The sequence below is a fragment of the Novisyntrophococcus fermenticellae genome, from assembly GCF_018866245.1.
In the GTDB taxonomy this organism is placed as follows: Bacteria; Bacillota; Clostridia; order Lachnospirales; family Lachnospiraceae; genus Novisyntrophococcus; species Novisyntrophococcus fermenticellae.
Genome location: NZ_CP076458.1, coordinates 3,086,469 through 3,104,844 on the forward strand (window position 1 = coordinate 3,086,469; position 18,376 = coordinate 3,104,844).

Consider the following 18,376-nt stretch of genomic DNA (forward strand, 5'->3'; position numbering starts at 1 on the left):
AAAAGTGCTGCATACAATCCCTGGATTGCGGCAGCACTTTTGCAGTGGATTCTTACATAATTCAGGCCCAATACAGGCGCATTCCAAGTTCATGGCTCATCCGCTCCGGGTGACCTGCTACCCGGGGAGAGAGCTGGAATATATTCTGATAAAAATTTCTTGCAATGCAAACTCCCTTTTTATCCATTAACTTTAAGGATACATTCCAGTTCTTTTTCCCCGGATTTTTTATGTTCAGCTTTTCCGCCTCTAAAACACTGTCTGGCCGGCACTCTATCTGTTTTTTTCCTTTCCGGATAATCTCTCCTGTCTCTCCATCGGTAATCACCCACTGAACCATACAGGTTCCGAAGCTCTCTTCCGAATCATTGACAACGTAAATTCCATCCAGTTGTTCCTTATACTTCATAAAGATTCCAAGGGGCATATTGCTCTCCAAAATTGCCTGAAGACCCTTTTTGGGTATTCCCCACCAATCGTAAATCCCATAGAAGCTCTGCGGGCATAGGTCAATAAACATAAACTGAACATACCCGGAGCATGGATGGTATTTCTGTATTCGGTAATGCTCCGTATAATATTTCAATAATTTATATTGATAATCCTGAATCTTTGGTATATCAGTTTCCAGACCTTTTAACCGCGCATATACCTTTGGGTTCTTTTTCAGGCTTTCCGTACCTGCAGGTGCATCAAAGCCATACTCTGTATTAAGCTTTTCTGTCGTTCCGTATATATCCCCATATTCACCTCTAGATAACGACCCCAGGTAATTATGGCTGTCCCCACTGAATATATCTGCCTCGCAAAAAGACCCTTTGATCATCGGTCTGTCCGGATCCATTGCCCGTATCTCTTCATACATTCTAGGTCCCGGGTTTTCCTCCATGAATCTCTGCCTTGTCTTCCCATCCGGATCCACACACCCCGGCTCATTCATACCAATCCAGCATAGAATCGAAGGATGATGCATCAACAGCCTGATATTATCTTCGTAAATTTTTATGAATTTCTCTGCCCACGCATCCGTAGACGGATGTGTCCAGTTATATTCTGAATCCTGAATTACGGCAATTCCAAGTTCATCGCATAACCGGTAAAAAACTTTCTGCTCCGTATGTACGTGAACTCTTACAAGATTGAACCCTGCCGCTTTTATATTTAGCAAATCCCTCCAATACCTGTCTTTTGACATCGCCGAAATATAATTGTCCGGAAAATAGGACGTACCTCGGATAAAAAAGGGCTTTCGATTGAGATAAAAGATTGTTTTCTCATCTGTTCGCTCCAGTTCTACACTTCGAAATGCAATAGAGACCTCTTTTCCGGTAACTTTTTCTCCTTCTGCTTCCAGAAGAATTTCCACTTGGTACATCCATGCACCTCCATGATCCCACGTGTTCCAGAGGTTTATATTTTCTGCCTTTGCTGTCTGTTCCAGATTCATCTTCTCCTTATCTGCTGTAAACTGTAAGGTCTCCTCTCCGGAGATCATTCCATTATCCTTGTCTTTTATATACAGTTTCAGCTTATACTTTCGTCCCAAAACCAGGTTTTCAACCGTTACCTTACTTTTAACCAGGACCTCTTTCTTATCCAGATCCAATCCATAGGTAATCTGGGGTTCTTCCACAATGCACGCTTCATCTGTCAGCTTTAACTCCACCGTTCCATAAATGCCGACAGGATTGACATCTCTTTGAATAAATGTATCAGAATGCTCGTATGTCCCCTTCACCATTCTTCTCCGGACAAGTATGGTTCTGTTTGTTTCATCCCCACACTCTACTTCTTCATCCCACGGTGAACTGACTTTTACAGTCAGAACATTTGTTTCGTAAAACTTTAACTTATCTTGAACCTCAAAAGTAAATGGGGCTGAATACCCCTCATGATCCCCCAAATATTCCCCGTTCAGCCAGACCTTGCAATAATAATCCACATTAGAAAACTTAAGGTATGCCTTTTTTATATGCTCACCGCTGACTTTAAACTCCTTTTTATACCACCACGGAGCCTGATTAAAGTATCTGAGTTCCCGTCCAAAGTAAGGATTCTGCGCAAAGATTAACTGAAGGTGTTTTAATTCGCCCAGTTCCTCCCATTCGGACATCTGAGACATTGTATCTGTAAAAGCTTCCTTCTCCTTGTACAACCCCAGCTTCTCTCCGGTATCATGTACATCCTGCAGTACATTCCAGTTTTTATTCAACATTATAACCTGTTCCATAATCATATGCTCCCTTCTTATCAGCTTTTTACCGCACCGGCGGCCATACCTTCTATAATATTTTTATTTAATATAAAATACACAATTAATGTGGGAAGAATAGAAATTACAATTGCAGCAAAAGTACTTCCCCAATCCACTCTTCCGAATTGCCCGACAAAATCATTTAGGCCGATGGGAAGCGTCTTCATATCCGAAGAAGATATAAATGTGTTTGCATAGGTAAATTCATTCCATACGAAAACAAAATTATAGGTCAGCACCGTCATTGTCGTATTTTTCGCCATCGGAACAACAATCCTCAAAAACACAGTTCCCATGCCCGCACCATCCATAATTGCAGCTTCCAGAAGTGAATCCGGAAGGAACTTAAAAAATCCCGTATACAGATAGATACACATCGGAAGTCCGAATCCTACTTGTGGAATAATTAATGCCCAATATGTATTTCTAAGTCCGATCATATTGTAAATCTGAAACATCGGAATCAGGCATGCAAATACCGGAATCATCATACCAAAAAGAAAAAATCCTAATAATGTGCCTGCATACTTTACTTTTACCTTGCTGATAACAAATGCCACCGGGCATCCCAATATTACAATTCCGGTTAATGTGCAGACGGCTACCACTACGCTGTTCAGAAAATACCTGGGAATATTTGATATGGTCAACGCACTAATGTAATTACCAAGATAAAAGCTTGACGGAATCGAATACTGTGCTGTATATGTCATCTCCTCCGGTGTCTTTAAGCTGGAGCAGACTACCCAGAAGATGGGATATATCTGTATAACAACCACAATAACGATAAGAATATAAAAAATACTTTTTAATATAAAATGTTTTTTTGTATGTTTCACTCCCCTGCTTCATCTCCTTTCGCAGATCCCAACAGCTTATTAATCAATCCCACAGCCACCAGGCATTCTATTACAAGAAAGACCGCCAGAGTACTGCCATATCCGAAATCCGCTGAGTTGAAGGCTGTCTTGTACATATAGGTCGCCACCATTTCTGTGGATTTTGACTTGTTATCCAATATATAGAACACATCAAATGTCTTTAAACAGCCATTTATGAGCATCACGATTACAATAGAAAAGATGTTCTTTATGAGCGGAAGCTTGATATAACGATATTGCTGAATCAGATTACATCCGTCTATAATAGAGGCTTCTAATACATCCTTTGATATAGAAACAAATGCCGAATAAAATATAATCATATACAGGCCACAGTACTTATATCCGTCAATCAATGTAATCGTATATAAAGCAGTATTACTGTTTGCCAAAAGCGCAATCTGTTCCAGTCCCATCTTTTCCAGAATGAAGCATACCAATCCCTGAGGCTGTACGGACAACATTTTCGAAAAAATCTGACAGATTGCCATCGATGAAATGATACATGGTACAAAATATATCACCCGGAGAAGATTACATCCCCTAGTGATATGGGAAAGCAGTATTGCCAGCAAAAGTCCGACAAGAAGCTGATATATACTTCCCATTAAAACAAATTTCAGATTATTTGCCACAGCCCCCTGAAACGTATGGTCGAAAAACATTCTTATATAATTATCCAAACCCACAAATTTCATATCTGATATTCCGTTCCACGAAAAGAAACTGTATCCTACAGACCATATGATGGGAATAATTACTGTTAAAAAATAAATCAGAAATGCAGGGAATACAAAATAAAGTGGCTGTATTTTATTTTTAGGTTTCATATCTACCTCTTTTCTTTCGCGGACCCGGCATACCGGATCCGCTTTTTTACCTGTTAAATGGTCAGCCTTGTCAAAACATCATTGGATATCAAAATAGTCTCCCGCATACTGTGCCACGGCCTCGTCCATTCTTTTACAGAATTCCTCCGGCGTTGACTCTTCCATTCCAAGTGAAGCCAGCTCTTTTCTAAAGACCTCATTGGTGGATGGATCCAGCCGTACATCCCAACATTGTGCAAAGGTTCCACAATTCTCCAGATCCTTTAAAATCTGCTGTGTCAGCTCCGGTAAATTTTCCGAATCACTGGGCATCATAGAAGGTATCACATTGAATTCATACATGGCGGTATCTGCAAAATTATCCCATATATACTTGACGAAGTCTTTCATCTCTGCAGTCATGGAGTCTTTCAATATAGCTGTCCCTATTCCGCAATTTGCATAATAGTCGTTCTCTGTGGTTGTGTCTCCTTCTCCATTGACAGGCAGCTTAAACATCGAGATATCATCTTTTAACACCATATCTTCATCCGTCAAATCAGGTGTGTCCCAGCTTCCCGTGTAAAGCATTGCAGCTCCCTTATTAAGGAACAGATCCATCTGTGCAGTTGCGTCTGAATTCGTCCATCCCTCGCTAAAATACCTTGCAATCTTCTGCGCATATTCCGCAGTTGCAATTCCTGTCTCTGAATTAAATTTTTCCTTTCCCATTCGTGCATTATCTATAAAGTCATTTCCTTCTAAACGAAACGCCTTAAAAGCCGGGTAACGCATAATCATATCATAATTACCTGCAGATATTGGCGTTATACTTGCTTTCTGCAGCTTATCACATACTTCCAGCAGCTCATCCAATGTTTTGGGAGTTTCTGCAATACCTGCATCCGCAAACATATCCTTATGGTACCAGAAATACTCCACATTTCCCTGCCAGGTCATAAGATAGTTGCTTCCATCGCTTAGCCGTGGGTAGTCCAGTGCAATATCAAAGAATTTATCCTTAATTCCCAATTCTCCATACAAGTCATCGACACTATAAATCAAATCCTTTTTGCAAAGTCCTTCAAAAAAGGCTTCCGGATCCGCATCAAACCAATCCGGTAATTCATTGCTGGATGCCAGAATCTTTATCTTCTGGAGATAGGTTTCCCTGTCTGCGATAGACTCTACATTAAATGCAAACCCAGGATGCTCTTCCCCATAATCCTCTGCCAGTTTCTTGAGCGTCTTCAATGTCCCATCTGTCTCACTTCTGGCACTTATGTAGTTGATCACAAGGGGTGCACCGCCACTTTCAGAACTTGACTCCTTCTGCTTTTCCTCCGTACTCCCACCGGATGTATTTCCGCATCCTGCCATTGATGCAAAAAGTACCATAGCCAGACTCACTGCCGTCAGATTTTTCCACTTCATAACTGATCCTCCTTCAATTTAGATCTTGTCTTTATTTATAGCATGATTATATAAAAATATTTATATAAATTATATGGAAATTCTTTGGATGAGTTGGAAGATTTTCTTATTATAAATAGATTTATTGAGATATCTTTGTATATGTCATATAATACTGACAAGAAAAAACAACAATTTTTAAGAAAGAGGTCATTTACATGAAAAAGAAAGCCAATCTATTTTTGCGACTTTTTTCCAGTTTTACTTTGAAAAACCGTCTATTAATTACTTATCTGTGCCTGAGCAGCGTTATTCTTCTCATAACAGCATTTTCTTTTTATAATACCTCTAAAAAAGTACTGATAAAGCACGCGACCGCTACAAGCGAGCAGCAGCTTTCAATTATTACAAATAATCTGCGCGAAAAAATAGGACATATCACTGACTATGCGATTACCCTGTCCATTAACAGTGAAATAGCAGAGACCTTGAAACAGAATCCCACGGTTCCTGTAAACGCACTGGACCGGTTTTTAACAAACTCTGCGCTTACAAAACAGGCGCAAAGAATTATTGGTTTACATAAAAACATCTACCAATGGGATATCCTGGATACGCAAGACCATTGGTTCCACAGCAGTACAGCCATTACAGATGAACTGGATACTTATTTTTCCGGGGACCTTTTGGATTCCCTGAAGAGTGACCCTGAATTTCATTTTCTTGGGCCTGTGATGATTGAGTCACAGCCTATGTTCATTGCATTAAAGCCGATAACAGACATAGATACTACCAAATACCTCGGAACTGTTGTACTGTTAATAAAGGAAAGCAATGTTTCTTCTGCTTTTCGTGATTTGCCGGACAGCGAAGCAAAATATTTTTATATCATTGATTCCTCCGGTCAGATTCTCTCTTCCACTGACTCCGATGGAATTTTCCAGAATTTTTTCGAATATATGGGGATTCCGTCAAAGGGATTGTCTGCTCTGAAATCCTCCAATACAGCCAGGGCAAAAGTCAGGGGTGAAGATACACTTTTCATAAAGAAAAGCTATCCCGGCATGGACTGGAGTGTAGTCAATATGATTCCTGTAAAAAACATGAATCTTGAACATGGCGTAATCCTTCAGCAGATTATCCTGATTTGTCTTTTACTTTTTTTCTTATCTCTGCTCTTTTCAATTTTGTGTACAAGAACGGTTACCGCACCCATCCAGAAGCTGGCCAGCAAGATGCAGTCTGCCTCGCAGGGTAATCTTAATATTACGGCAAATTATCATTCCAGGGATGAAATCTCCGTCCTTTATGAGCAATTTAATATTATGATGAGAAAAATACACACTCTATTAGAAAATATTTATGCGGAACAAAATGCAAAGCAGGAAATGGAGATAAAGCTTCTTCAGTCGCAAATCAATCCCCATTTTCTCTATAATACTTTAAATATGATAAAATCACTGATTGAATTACAGATGCCTGATATGGCAATTAAAGCCCTGTCTTCAATGTCCGGATTTTATAGAAATTCACTCAGCAGGGGGGAGTTCATCATTTCATTAAAACAGGAGTTGGAACTGACAAAGCAATATCTTTACCTGGAAAGCCTCCGCTTTATGGAATATGCTGATTATAAAATTCTCATAGAAACCGACTACCCCTTGGATAACGTAAGGATACCGAAGCTAACTTTGCAGCCCTTGATTGAAAATATATTTGTACACGCATTTTCGGGGACCTTCTGTCATATCATCGTTACAGTTCATATAAGTGAAGAGAATATACATATCGTGGTAAAGGATAATGGATCTGGAATTACACCCGAGAAGCTTATGCACATAAGGCAATCGCTGGACAGCCGACAGCTATCGGAAACATCTTTTGGGCTACTCAGTATTCATCAGCGGATTCGTCTGTTATATGGACCTCCCTATGGGTTAATGATCGAAAGTGAAAAGTATTCCCATACCACTGTTACAATCACACTGCCGAAAGGAGCGTAAACGAATGAAGTCACTGGTAATTATAGATGATGAATTCTTTTTTAGGAAATCTATGTATGCTTATATGGAAAAGCAGGATGGCTATAAAATTATTGGAGAAGCGAATAACGGAGTTAGCGGAACGGATGTGATACAGGAATTAAGGCCTGATATCGCTCTGGTAGATATCTCCATGCCGATTATGGATGGCCTGAAAATGATAAAGGGATTGTATGGGCGTACAAATACGCATTTTATCTTATTAACCGGATATGGTGAGTTTGAATATGCCAAGCAGGCAATTACGCTCGGTGTACATGATTATCTTCTGAAGCCCCTGGATTCCCGTGAATTAATGGATTCATTAGAAAAACTAACCAAAGAGATTGACACTGAGCAGCAAAAACAGTATGTAAAATCCGAAGAGGATCTTAAGAACCTGGTCCTTGACACCTACAGTGAAGCATTGAAAAATCTGAATGAAAATAAAGCCACCCGTGGAAGCAAGATGATCCAGCATGCTAAAAACTATATTTCCAGGCATTACATGGAGCCCGAATTACAGTTAAAGACGATCGCCTCTGCTCTATATGTGAGCCCCCAATATCTATGCAGTGCTTTTAGTCAGGAGATACATATTACACTTGGAACTTACATCAATCATTACAGGATGCAAAAAGCCAAAGAACTTCTGCTCTCCGACTCTCCCTCTATACAAAATACAGCCCTGTTATGCGGCTTTACGGATGCCGGCTACTTTAGCAAATGCTTTAAAAAATATTATGGAATATCTCCAAAGAAATTCTTACTGTTGAAGGAGGATTAAAGCGCATCATAGAACGATATCCACTGTAAAAGTGCTGCATGCAATCTCTTAATTGCGGCAGCACTTTTACAGTGGATTATATAAGCATCGTAATCATAGCAACTTTTGTCATCCTGTACAAGCCTCAGATACGGTTATATTTTTCTCCACGGCAAACCCTTGATTTTCTTACATAATGTTCCAATACGTATGGGTATCCGGGGGATGTTCCCCCTCTGTTCTCCCATCATCTTTTAAAATATCCATTCTTTTCACATGCCTTCCCACCTCAGCAACCGCTTCTCCAAGGTTCTCTTTATCGGTCTTTTCTTGGCAGATAAACCTAGTGAGCGGAAAATAGATTCCATATCGCTGTTTATAAATTTCATAATAGGGTACAAAAGTAAGTTTCTCCTTTGTGCCTGTCAAGGTCGCTGCCCACAGATATTCATCCTGCTCCTGCCAGGTCCACTTTGCTGCAATATTTTCGAGCCATCGTTCCGGATCTTCAGCTACTGTCAAGTGCTGTACTGTCTCCTCATCCCTGGTGGCTGCCCGTACCAGGATACCGTCCGGACGGTCTTCCCATAGCCTGCGCTCCCCTAAGAGAGCTCCCATAACATAGGGACCATAGGTAAATGCTATATAATGCCTATTATCCTCGGTACCATGCGCCTCAAAAGTCTGTGGAAAATAGAAATCCAGGCAATCGCCAGCCTTAACAAATGCTTGAAGTGTATAGGTGCCTTCATGATTGCTGACCTCCTGCTCCTGTCCGTTCAGGCGAAAAGTAATCCGATCCTTCGTGTGCACTGACGCTGCCAGGGCATAGGCCGGAAGGCGGAAACTTAATTTCAGAAACTCCGGCTTCTTTTCTGACTTATCTTTCTTCTGTTCCCGGTCGGTAATTTCATCTGCCCGAATACTGCCTTTTCCCGATTTCCGGTCAAAAGACATACGAAGCTCCAAATTATATGCAGGCAAATATAAGATATTATTGAAATACTGACTGACGAGCAGATGATTATCCCTTTGGTAATAGAAACCATCAGCCAGCTTTGTGAAACTCTCAACTCCTGTCCCGGTACAACACCAGAAGTTATCGTAGGGACGATTGTAAATTTTATTATAACCGGCCCCCATCGGCTGAAAGTACATCATCATGCCGGTATCCGGATTTTGCGAGGCCAGAGTGTTCCCAAGCTCGGTATGCCAAAGCCATAGCCGAGAGATAATGTCCAAAGAAATGGCCACGGAAGTTTATATCATCACTTCTCTCCCATCCATCATACCCCGCTTTAGTGGGTGGCCGCCTATGATTATGAACGATACCGAAGCAGTGAAATGCCCCGGATTTTGATTGAAATAACAGAATATATTCGTCTTCACTACAATGAACCCCTTACTGTTGACTTTCTGGCCAGGCGATTCAACTATTCTTCTACCTATTTAACAAAGCTTTTTAAGCGCTACACGGGTTATTCTCTCCTTAACTATATAAATCGAACGAGAATTGCCATCGCTAAAAACCTGCTTTGCAGTACCTCTCATTCACTTAGCATTATTGCAGGCAACTGCGGTTTTTCCAGCGATAAATACTTTATGCGTATCTTTAAGCAATTTGAAGGAACCACTCCTTCCCAGTACCGCAGGAGTATTTCGCAACGTAAAATCGTTACACAGTAAGTGTATGGTTATACAATACACTTTTCATAACATAAGTACTGACACGAATACATATTTTTGTTATAATCGACTTATACTTACTTCAATGTTATGTAAGAGAAGCGTTAAAGGAGATGTTATGAATGCGCTGGCTTTATTCACACCGTAAACAATTAACCGTTATTTTAATTTTGCTGGTTACCTTATTATTATTTCCGAGACTTCGCACCATAACGGTTGACGACATTATCAATTACACACCCGCCTCACCGTTTTGGGCCGCACTTTCTTTTATTGGACTCTATTGCCTCCGGCCTGTTCTCATGGCAATTCCCAACTTAGTGATCTGCATCGCCATCGGAATCCTTTTTCCCCCGATTCAGGGTATTCTCATAAGCCTGATTGGGATTTTTTGTGAGACAACAATCAGCTACTTTCTTGGCTGGAAATTAGGTGACAAAGAAGTGACAAAGTTAGTAGAGAAGAATGAAAAAGTCCGCAAATTTCTTTCCTCTAATCAGAATAACGATACGGCTACCTGTTTTCTGGCTCGAATTACCCCATTGCCTATCGGGCTGACCAGCATGTTTTTTGGAGCCGCAGGAATGCCCTGGAGCAAATATGTCTTTGCCTCAGTCCTTGGTCTGGCGCCGAAGATGATTCCCTATGTACTTGCGGGAAGCGCAATTGATAACCCTATTTCAATAGAATTTTTATTACCATTTGGCATCAGTTTTCTGATTACTCTGGCAGTTTTTATTATTTATCGGAAGGTGACAAGTGCCGGAGTGAATTAATCGGGCATCTGCAGGAAATGTCTGAGAGATGCAAAAAAGACACATCTGATTTTGATGTGCCTTTTTTGTGCTTATATCTATATAAAGAAGGGCCGTTATCCTTCGATGGCAATATATTTATTCGCCTCAATCTGTTTTTTATCCGGTTTTGGTATATCCAGTTTCAGGATACCATGTTTAAAGGATGCCTGAATATCTTCCTGCCTCAGTTCCTTTCCAACGTAAAAGCTTCTCTGGCAGGCCCCTGCGTATCTCTCGCGATGGATGTACTTTCCACTGTTTTTATCTTCTTTGTCCTCATCAAGTCCTTTGGATGCGCGTATGCTCAAATAGCCATTTTCCAAAGATACCTGAATTTCATCCTTCTTAAATCCCGGCAGATCCATGACCAGCTTGTAGCCGGTTTCTGTCTCTTTAACATCTGTATTCATCATATTCTTTGCATGATGTCCATAGAGCTTTTTCTCAACCCTTCTGAAGTCTTTGTCATCGAACCATGGATCATTAAAGAAATCCTCAAATAAATCTCTTCCAAATACACCAGGTGCTAACATAAAATCTTCCTCCTCTATCCTTCAATCGAAATGTATTGTCTCTGTTCCACTTCCGGATTCGTATCTCTCTTCGGAACCAGCAGTTTCAATGTTCCGTCTTCAAATCTGGCTTTGACATCTTCCTGTGTCACTGCATCACCGACATAGAATCTTCTGCTTGCGCTGCCGGAATATCTTTCACGGCGGATGTAGTTACCTTCCTCGTCTTTCTCATCTTTACTGGAGTTCGATGAAGCATTAATTGTAAGATATCCGTCTTTCAGTTCTGCATGAATGTCTTCCTTCTTAACTCCTGGCAGATCCATCGTAATTTCATAACCGTTTTCTTTTTCTTCCACATCTGTTCTCATCAGATTATTTGTCCAACGGTTTCCGAAAGACCCCATGAAATCATCAAAAACATTTTCTCCAAAAATACTAGGCATCAACATAAATCATCTCTCCTTTCAAATACTTTCTATAATAAATGATGTCCATTTGTTACCCAGAACATTCAGGAATCTGTTTGTCTATACTTATCTTTTTTCTTTCCTGTTCCTTTGTTCTATATATGTTATAACACTAAAATTAGCACTCGTCAAGAGCGAGTGCTAATAAATTTTGTGAACTTTTTGTGAAATTTTTTCTATGTCTTATTATATGCCTTACAGCACTTCCACAGATGCTCTGATAATCTCATATGCTTTATCGCACTCTTCTTCCGTTACAATCAACGGAGGCACCATACGTATAATATGCCCGCCAATCGCCGTAATCAGGAGTTTGCGTTCCAGACAAGCGTGCTTCACCTCGGGTCCGCTGACGGTCTCGTCAAATTCCACCCCTACAAGCAGTCCCTGATGCCTTACCTCCTTTACATGAGGCAGCTGTGAAAGCTTTTCGCAAAAGTAATCCCCCATCTCTTTTGCATGCTCCGCACAATTGAGCCTCAGTAATTCATCAATCTCTGCGAGCGCTGCCGCACAGGAGACCGGATTACCGCCAAATGTGCTCCCATGAGAGCCAATGGTAAACGCTTTTGCCACATCTTTCGTTGCACAGATGGCTCCGATTGGCATTCCTCCCCCGAGTGCTTTTGCCATAGAAACAATGTCCGGTTTAATCTTATAGTTCATGTAACTCATAACAGCCCCGGTTCTACACCATCCCGTCTGCACCTCATCCAGCAGCAGCAAAAGTCCCTTTTCATCACAGAGTGCCCGCAGCCCTGTCAGGAACTCCGGTGAGGCTGGGTGAACGCCGCCTTCCCCTTGCACCGGCTCGACCAAAATGGCGATTGTATTCTCATTTACTGCCTCAGCAAAGGAGGACAGATTATTAAATTCTGCATAGGAAAAACCCGGTGTCATGTCGCCAAATCCCATCTGGCAGGCACTTTCCGGCTGACCCGTTGCGCTCATTGCTCCAAATGTTCTCCCATGAAAGGACATTTTAGCCGTAACAATATTGTATTTGTGTGGTCCATACTTTTCGACACCATACTTTCTCGCCATCTTAATCATCGCTTCATTTGCCTCTGCTCCGGAGCTTTGGAAAAAAACTTTATCCATACCTATAGTGGTACAAATTTTCTCTGCCAGGAGGGCCTGTGGAATTGTGTATGGATAATTGAAGGTATGCATGATATCCGCACACTGCCCACAGACTGCCTCCACCACTTTATCATTGCAATTTCCCGCACTGTTTACCGCAATGCCCGCATAAAAGTCCAGATACGCTGTACCATCCGGTGTGTACAGATACATACCCTTCGCCGTCTCTGCAATAAAATCCATTCGCTCATACGTTTCAATCATATATGTTTTTACTTTTAATTTAATCTCTTCCTCTGTCAGTCCCGTATCCTTTAATTTCATATCAATTCCTCTCTTTCATCGTGAAAATTATATAAGCCCTTAATTTCCAGATAGTTCCGGATCAGGGTAACGCATTCCTCCACTCCGACTCTTTCACTGTTTAAGGTCATGTCATAATTAACCGGATTCGTCCAATAATTTCCTCCTGTATAATAGGCATAATAATCCGCACGATAACGGTCTGTATGCTCAATGGTCGCATGCGCAGTTTCTTTCGTTACACCCATATGCTCCATGGTACGTCTCACACAAAAATCTCTGGGTGCTTCTATATAAATACTGACCACATTACTTTTTTCCCGTAATATCCAGTCGGCACATTTCCCCACAATTATGCAAGACTCTGTTTCTGCAAGATCCTCTATGATTTTCTTCTGATATCCAAACAATGTATCATCCGATACAAATGCCTCATTTCTGCTGATATAGTGCCTGGCCTTTGGCAGTCCACGCATAAAGCTTGAAAACCCGCCCTTTGATCTGACTTTTTCATTTACCTCCTCAAAAATGCCTTCATCCAGACCGCTCAGTTGAGAAGCCAGCGTCAGAATACGGTTTTCGTAACAATGAATACCCAGGCTTTTTGCCAGCTTTGCAGCGATTTCTTTTCCCCCGGTGCCAAACCCTCTGGCAAATGTCACAACATAATTTCCCATCTGATTTTCTTCCCTCCTATCCTGCGATAAATCTGCTTAAAAATTCTCTGGTTCTTGGATTCTTTGGATTTTGAAACAGCCGTTCAGGCATATCATCCTCCACAATATAGCCTTTATCCATGAAGATGGTTCTTGTAGATACATCTCTGGCAAATCCCATCTCATGGGTTACGATAATCATGGTCAGACCGGTCTTTGCCAGTTCCTTCATGACATGCAACACCTCTCCTACCATCTCCGGATCCAGTGCACTGGTGGGTTCATCAAACAACAGTACTTCCGGATTCATACAAAGTGCTCTTGCAATTGCGACGCGCTGTTTTTGCCCACCGGAAAGCTGTGATGGCCTGGCATGAATAAAAGGGGCCATACCCACTGCTTTTAAGTTTGCAATTGCACGGTCAAATGCCTCCGTCTTGGAAAGATGCAATACTTTACGTGTTCCCGACATACAATTATCAAGAACTGTCATGTTATCAAAAAGATTAAAGGACTGGAATACCATGCCCACCTTTGAACGATATACATTCACTTCTTTTTGAATGTCCCGGACTTCTTTTTCATGATAGAGGATTTTACCTTTTGTCTGATGTTCCAATCTGTTAATGCAGCGCAGCAAAGTAGATTTACCAGAGCCAGAGGATCCTACGATGCAGATTACTTCCCCTTGCCGGACAAAAAAATCAATTTTCCGCAGTACCTCATGGTCACCGAAGGATTTACTCAGCGCTTCAACAGAGATGATTTTTTCTCCATCCATAACATTTTCCTCCTATTCATTATCCATATATTCCACTGCCAAAACGTAGTCCTTTTTTCCATTCATTTTCTTCTCCAGCAAAAGGAACATGCGGTTGAAGATAAAACACAACACAAAGTAAATGAGTGCGATTACCAGATATGATTCAAAATACTTATAGTAATTTCCACCGGCTGTCTTGGCCATCATAAACAGCTCCGATACTCCGATTACATTCAGTACAGATGTCATTTTTAAGTTTGTCAGAAAAGTATTTACCATTTCGGGAATGATGTTACGAAAAGCCTGTGGCAAAACCACCTGAAACATGGCCCCAATCGGTGACATACCCAAGGCAAGTGCCCCTTCCCGCTGCCCTCCGTCAATAGACTTGATTCCGGCACGCACCGTCTCTGACATATAGGCGCCAGTATTAAGTACAGTAACTAAAACTCCGGCTGCCGGAGAACTGATTTCAACACCAGACTGCCGCAGGCCATAATAGATAATCATTCCCTGCACAATCATCGGTGTACCGCGGAAAATTTCCACATACAACAGCGATATTACTTTCAAAATCCGGACTAGAATTCTTTTTACAGGACTCCCTTCCCGGCTGACTCTGATATCCTCTATAATTCCGACAAGGTATCCCAGTAAAAACCCCAGAGCGGTTCCAATGACGGCCACATATAAAGTCATTACCGTTCCTTGTACGAACAGACTCTTATATTTCCCCGCCAGAAAAATCATCCATTCCAGAGCATTTGTCGGATCTGATGCCAAAAGAAACTTATTTCCCATGGATGCTCCTCCTTCCATTTAGTTGGCTGCTGGCTGTAGTTTGATTGCTTCATTCATCATTTCATTCATTTTCTCTTTATCCGTCCAGGAAATACTATCCATTGCTCCCTGAATTTTGTCTCTCAGATCCGTATCTTCTTTCCGGGTCGCAATACATACATCCGTGGAGCCTGTCGGATCTTCAATCGTATCATCAGCGTCCAGTGAAAGCAGCTTGAGATCCTTATTTGTCATCGCCGCAGATTCAGAAGTCGGAAGATCGATTACGCAGGCATCGGCTACGCCATTGGATACTGCCATAAAGCATTCTGCTGTCGTCCCATAATTTGCAACAGGTGTCGCACCCGGAATCTGATCCACCAGGCTGACCCATGCAGTTCCAAGCTGCGTTGTCACCGTAACGTCTTTACCTTCAAAATCAGAAAGTTTTGTAAAGTTTTCAAATTCACTCCCCTTTTTAACAGTAATGCATACGTCTCTGTAGTAATAAGGTTCCGTAAAGGAGTAAGCCTTTTCTCTTTCTTCCGTTCTTCCCATTCCGGCGATGATGCAGTCATAGTCTCCCGAATCAAGTCCCATTCCAATGGAATCCCACTCCACCTTATGTATTTCCAGTTCCCACCCTAATTCATCTGCAATTTTTTTTGCCATCATCACATCATAGCCATACGCATAATAGTTCGTTCCATCAATTGGCAGTGCCATGTCCCCATTTGCAGCCTCCTTTGTTTCCTGTGTCCAGTTAAATGGCGCATAAGCACATTCCATACCGACTCTTAGAACACTTTTTGAATCACCAGATGTACCTGCACCAGCAGATGTATCACTTGCGCCTGTCGTGGCACTTCCTGAGGTTTTACCTGAATCCCCACATCCGGAAAGCAATGCGGCCATCATTACCACCGTTACCATTATACTTATCATGTTCTTTTTCATAGTCTGACTCCTCTCTTTTCACAAACTGAAGTTTACAAGTAGTTCCAAACAAACAAAAAAAGACGCTTACCTTTAAAGTAAACGCCTTCGTTTGACAAAAAATATATAGATTATTTTGAAAAGCTTTTAAAAAATTATAGTGCAAGTATATCCAATGTATATGTGATTGTCAATCCTTTTATTCATATTGGGATGCTCAATTCTAATATTTTTATAAACTTCCTCTAATGCATCCCTAGACATTTTCCGCATATAAGCTGGCTTTTCCAGCTGTTTCTTCACTATTTATTTCCTGGCACCCGACACTTTGCATGAATTTGTTGGTTGATAAAATTGAAAAACAAATTATAATCATATCGTACAACAGCTCGTTGAATAATCGTCATAACAGATAGATAGGAGGCAAAGGTTTGTCAATCATTGAAGTATCACACCTTACAAAAGACTATGGGCATGGCAGAGGCGTCTTTGATGTTTCAATTAATGTAAATAAAGGCGAATGTGTTGGATTTCTTGGTCCTAATGGGGCTGGAAAGACTACTACGATCCGTCACTTAATGGGATTTTCGAAGCCGCAGAAGGGAACAACAGCAATCCTTGGAAAAGACAGTTGGGTTCATGCTGCCCGGCTCCAAAATACCGTCGGTTATCTGCCCGGCGAAATTGCTCTTCCTGCCGGAATAACCGGCACCGGATTTTTGAAAATGATGAAACAGATGAGGAGAATCCAGGATGATTCCTACTGTCAGATGCTGCTGGATAAATTTGAGCTGGATCCCAATATCGGAACCAAACAGATGAGCCTTGGTGTCAAACGAAAGCTTGCAGTAGTTACCGCTTTTATGCACGATCCTGATATTTTGATTCTGGATGAACCCACATCCGGTCTGGATCCCATCATGCAGCAGATTTTCATTGATTACATTGTATCAGAGAAGAAACGGGGAAAGACAATTTTTCTGTCTTCCCATATTTTTCATGAGGTAGATGCTACCTGTGACAGAATTGCCATCATAAAAGACGGAAAGATTGTATCTCACTTCATAGCAGATGAATTAAAGGAGCGAAGCGATAAAGTATACCGCGTTACCTTTAAAGATGAAGAATCCTACCGGAAATTCACAGAACTTCCTTACCAGTTTGCTTCCAAGAATCCCGGGAAACTGCGTGCAAGAGTGCATGTTCATGATGAAAAAGTGAATCAGCTGATTTCAGACATTGTAAAACTGAATATAGAAGACTTCCATGAATTCCCGTTTACACTGGAAGATTATTTTATGCAGTTCTACAGGGAAGACCGCATATTTGAGGGGGTGAAATAATGCCGGATACTGTCATTCAGATAAATAACTTAACGAAAAATTATGGTAAAGGACGAGGTGTATTCGATATCAGCCTGGATATCCCCAGGGGGCAGGTGTTCGGATATGTAGGAACGAATGGTTCTGGTAAAACGACCACTATCCGGCACATGATGGGCTTTGTAAAAGCCGACCATGGCAGTGTCACCGTCCATGGCCTGAATTCCTGGAAAGATTCTACCCAAATTATGAATTTCGTCAGCTATGTTCCCGGAGAAATTGCATTTCCGGCACTGGCATCGGGAACTGATTTTCTTAAACTACAGGCAGAATATCTGGGTATTCATGACTTTACTTATATGAACCATGTAATCTCGCTTCTGCAGCTGGACCCTACCGCCAATCTGAAACGAATGTCAAAAGGTATGAAGCAAAAAACAGCAATTGTGGCGGCGCTGATGGGCGATAAAGAAATTTTAATCCTGGATGAACCCACAACCGGACTCGATCCCCTGATGCGGGACGCTTTCCTGGAATTAATCCGGGAGGAAAAAGCAAAGGGACGGACGATTTTTATGTCCAGTCATATTTTTGAGGAAATTGAACATGTATGTGATCAGGTTGCGATGATTAAGGATGGAAAGCTGGTGGACACAGTAGATCTTTGGGCTCTCCGGCATTGGAAAACAAAGACCTTTGATATCCGTTTCTCAACACCAGAGGATTATAACGGTTTCCTGGCAGAATGGAGTCACATAAAGGACGTTGATCAGGAGGCTTTGCTGTGTCAGGTAGAGATGCCGGCAGCAGAAATACACCAACTGTTTCATGTGCTGAACAACTATTCGGTTGCTTCACTGAAGGAACAGCATATTACACTGGATCAATATTTCAGACAGATTTACACGAAGGGAGAACACTGAC

18 protein-coding genes are annotated in these 18,376 nt (G+C 41.5%); 6 read left to right on the forward strand and 12 right to left on the reverse strand.

Annotated elements, in window-relative coordinates:
- Positions 1 to 61: 61 nt before the first annotated feature.
- The 4 genes from KNL20_RS14345 to KNL20_RS14360 form a co-directional block, all read right to left on the reverse strand.
- The gene (locus KNL20_RS14345; protein ID WP_230398410.1) at positions 62 to 2,230 is read right to left on the reverse strand and encodes a glycoside hydrolase family 2 protein; all 2,169 of its coding nucleotides are present in this window, start codon (positions 2,228 to 2,230) and stop codon (positions 62 to 64) included.
- 20 nt (positions 2,231 to 2,250) lie between these two features.
- Entirely contained in the window at positions 2,251 to 3,093 is an 843-nt protein-coding gene (locus tag KNL20_RS14350) for a carbohydrate ABC transporter permease (RefSeq protein WP_230398411.1), read from the reverse strand.
- Positions 3,090 to 3,965: a carbohydrate ABC transporter permease gene (locus KNL20_RS14355; protein ID WP_230398412.1), complete on the reverse strand. Its 876-nt coding sequence runs from the start codon at positions 3,963 to 3,965 to the stop codon at positions 3,090 to 3,092. Before KNL20_RS14355 ends, KNL20_RS14350 begins: the two co-directional genes overlap by 4 nt.
- Before the next feature lie 78 nt (positions 3,966 to 4,043).
- On the reverse strand, positions 4,044 to 5,378 hold the full coding sequence (locus KNL20_RS14360) for an ABC transporter substrate-binding protein (RefSeq protein ID WP_230398413.1): 1,335 nt from the start codon (positions 5,376 to 5,378) through the stop codon (positions 4,044 to 4,046).
- Between the two features lie 197 nt (positions 5,379 to 5,575).
- On the opposite strand from KNL20_RS14360, the gene KNL20_RS14365 reads away from it, so the two are divergent.
- Together KNL20_RS14365 and KNL20_RS14370 are read left to right on the forward strand one after the other, a co-directional pair.
- Positions 5,576 to 7,360 carry a cache domain-containing sensor histidine kinase gene (locus KNL20_RS14365; protein WP_230398414.1) on the forward strand — a complete coding sequence of 595 codons (1,785 nt, stop codon included), beginning with the start codon at positions 5,576 to 5,578 and terminating at the stop codon, positions 7,358 to 7,360.
- Between the two features lie 4 nt (positions 7,361 to 7,364).
- The gene (locus tag KNL20_RS14370) at positions 7,365 to 8,165 is read left to right on the forward strand and encodes a response regulator transcription factor (protein ID WP_230398415.1); all 801 of its coding nucleotides are present in this window, start codon (positions 7,365 to 7,367) and stop codon (positions 8,163 to 8,165) included.
- A gap of 168 nt (positions 8,166 to 8,333) precedes the next feature.
- On the opposite strand, the gene KNL20_RS14375 is transcribed toward KNL20_RS14370, so the two are convergent.
- Positions 8,334 to 9,386 carry a beta-L-arabinofuranosidase domain-containing protein gene (locus KNL20_RS14375; protein ID WP_230398416.1) on the reverse strand — a complete coding sequence of 351 codons (1,053 nt, stop codon included), beginning with the start codon at positions 9,384 to 9,386 and terminating at the stop codon, positions 8,334 to 8,336.
- A gap of 102 nt (positions 9,387 to 9,488) precedes the next feature.
- Between KNL20_RS14375 and KNL20_RS16390 the strand changes: the two genes are divergently transcribed.
- Together KNL20_RS16390 and KNL20_RS14380 are read left to right on the forward strand one after the other, a co-directional pair.
- Positions 9,489 to 9,830, forward strand: coding sequence for a helix-turn-helix domain-containing protein (locus KNL20_RS16390; RefSeq protein WP_408637501.1), 342 nt, complete (start codon positions 9,489 to 9,491; stop codon positions 9,828 to 9,830).
- 122 nt (positions 9,831 to 9,952) lie between these two features.
- Positions 9,953 to 10,606, forward strand: coding sequence for a TVP38/TMEM64 family protein (locus KNL20_RS14380; RefSeq protein ID WP_230398417.1), 654 nt, complete (start codon positions 9,953 to 9,955; stop codon positions 10,604 to 10,606).
- 95 nt (positions 10,607 to 10,701) lie between these two features.
- Here KNL20_RS14380 and KNL20_RS14385 read toward each other — a convergent pair whose 3' ends face one another.
- From KNL20_RS14385 to KNL20_RS14415, 7 genes are all read right to left on the reverse strand, one after another.
- The gene (locus KNL20_RS14385) at positions 10,702 to 11,160 is read right to left on the reverse strand and encodes an Hsp20/alpha crystallin family protein (protein ID WP_230398418.1); all 459 of its coding nucleotides are present in this window, start codon (positions 11,158 to 11,160) and stop codon (positions 10,702 to 10,704) included.
- Between the two features lie 14 nt (positions 11,161 to 11,174).
- Positions 11,175 to 11,591 carry an Hsp20/alpha crystallin family protein gene (locus KNL20_RS14390; protein WP_230398419.1) on the reverse strand — a complete coding sequence of 139 codons (417 nt, stop codon included), beginning with the start codon at positions 11,589 to 11,591 and terminating at the stop codon, positions 11,175 to 11,177.
- 213 nt (positions 11,592 to 11,804) lie between these two features.
- The gene (locus KNL20_RS14395) at positions 11,805 to 13,016 is read right to left on the reverse strand and encodes an aspartate aminotransferase family protein (RefSeq protein WP_230398420.1); all 1,212 of its coding nucleotides are present in this window, start codon (positions 13,014 to 13,016) and stop codon (positions 11,805 to 11,807) included.
- The gene (locus KNL20_RS14400) at positions 13,013 to 13,672 is read right to left on the reverse strand and encodes a cytidylate kinase-like family protein (RefSeq protein ID WP_230398421.1); all 660 of its coding nucleotides are present in this window, start codon (positions 13,670 to 13,672) and stop codon (positions 13,013 to 13,015) included. The genes KNL20_RS14395 and KNL20_RS14400 overlap by 4 nt, the downstream gene beginning before the upstream one ends.
- A gap of 16 nt (positions 13,673 to 13,688) precedes the next feature.
- Positions 13,689 to 14,432, reverse strand: coding sequence for an amino acid ABC transporter ATP-binding protein (locus KNL20_RS14405; protein WP_230398422.1), 744 nt, complete (start codon positions 14,430 to 14,432; stop codon positions 13,689 to 13,691).
- Positions 14,433 to 14,444: 12 nt separating this feature from the next.
- A complete protein-coding gene (locus tag KNL20_RS14410; protein ID WP_230398423.1) occupies positions 14,445 to 15,215 on the reverse strand; it encodes an amino acid ABC transporter permease in 771 nt (256 codons plus the stop codon).
- Between the two features lie 18 nt (positions 15,216 to 15,233).
- Positions 15,234 to 16,151, reverse strand: coding sequence for a transporter substrate-binding domain-containing protein (locus KNL20_RS14415; RefSeq protein WP_230398424.1), 918 nt, complete (start codon positions 16,149 to 16,151; stop codon positions 15,234 to 15,236).
- Positions 16,152 to 16,561: 410 nt separating this feature from the next.
- Between KNL20_RS14415 and KNL20_RS14420 the strand changes: the two genes are divergently transcribed.
- Positions 16,562 to 17,473 carry an ABC transporter ATP-binding protein gene (locus KNL20_RS14420; RefSeq protein ID WP_230398425.1) on the forward strand — a complete coding sequence of 304 codons (912 nt, stop codon included), beginning with the start codon at positions 16,562 to 16,564 and terminating at the stop codon, positions 17,471 to 17,473.
- Positions 17,473 to 18,375, forward strand: coding sequence for an ABC transporter ATP-binding protein (locus KNL20_RS14425; protein ID WP_230398426.1), 903 nt, complete (start codon positions 17,473 to 17,475; stop codon positions 18,373 to 18,375). Before KNL20_RS14420 ends, KNL20_RS14425 begins: the two co-directional genes overlap by 1 nt.
- The last annotated feature ends 1 nt before the right edge of the window (position 18,376 follow it).

Coding starts and splice junctions, on each gene's coding strand:
- KNL20_RS14385 (WP_230398418.1), bottom strand. CDS start 11,160: ATGTTAGCACCTGGTGTATTTGGAAGAGATTTATTTGAGGATTTCTTT.
- KNL20_RS16390 (WP_408637501.1), top strand. CDS start 9,489: ATGCCCCGGATTTTGATTGAAATAACAGAATATATTCGTCTTCACTAC.
- KNL20_RS14370 (WP_230398415.1), top strand. CDS start 7,365: ATGAAGTCACTGGTAATTATAGATGATGAATTCTTTTTTAGGAAATCT.
- KNL20_RS14345 (WP_230398410.1), bottom strand. CDS start 2,230: ATGGAACAGGTTATAATGTTGAATAAAAACTGGAATGTACTGCAGGAT.
- KNL20_RS14415 (WP_230398424.1), bottom strand. CDS start 16,151: ATGAAAAAGAACATGATAAGTATAATGGTAACGGTGGTAATGATGGCC.
- KNL20_RS14425 (WP_230398426.1), top strand. CDS start 17,473: ATGCCGGATACTGTCATTCAGATAAATAACTTAACGAAAAATTATGGT.
- KNL20_RS14380 (WP_230398417.1), top strand. CDS start 9,953: ATGCGCTGGCTTTATTCACACCGTAAACAATTAACCGTTATTTTAATT.
- KNL20_RS14365 (WP_230398414.1), top strand. CDS start 5,576: ATGAAAAAGAAAGCCAATCTATTTTTGCGACTTTTTTCCAGTTTTACT.
- KNL20_RS14405 (WP_230398422.1), bottom strand. CDS start 14,432: ATGGATGGAGAAAAAATCATCTCTGTTGAAGCGCTGAGTAAATCCTTC.
- KNL20_RS14355 (WP_230398412.1), bottom strand. CDS start 3,965: ATGAAACCTAAAAATAAAATACAGCCACTTTATTTTGTATTCCCTGCA.
- KNL20_RS14400 (WP_230398421.1), bottom strand. CDS start 13,672: ATGGGAAATTATGTTGTGACATTTGCCAGAGGGTTTGGCACCGGGGGA.
- KNL20_RS14410 (WP_230398423.1), bottom strand. CDS start 15,215: ATGGGAAATAAGTTTCTTTTGGCATCAGATCCGACAAATGCTCTGGAA.
- KNL20_RS14360 (WP_230398413.1), bottom strand. CDS start 5,378: ATGAAGTGGAAAAATCTGACGGCAGTGAGTCTGGCTATGGTACTTTTT.
- KNL20_RS14395 (WP_230398420.1), bottom strand. CDS start 13,016: ATGAAATTAAAGGATACGGGACTGACAGAGGAAGAGATTAAATTAAAA.
- KNL20_RS14390 (WP_230398419.1), bottom strand. CDS start 11,591: ATGTTGATGCCTAGTATTTTTGGAGAAAATGTTTTTGATGATTTCATG.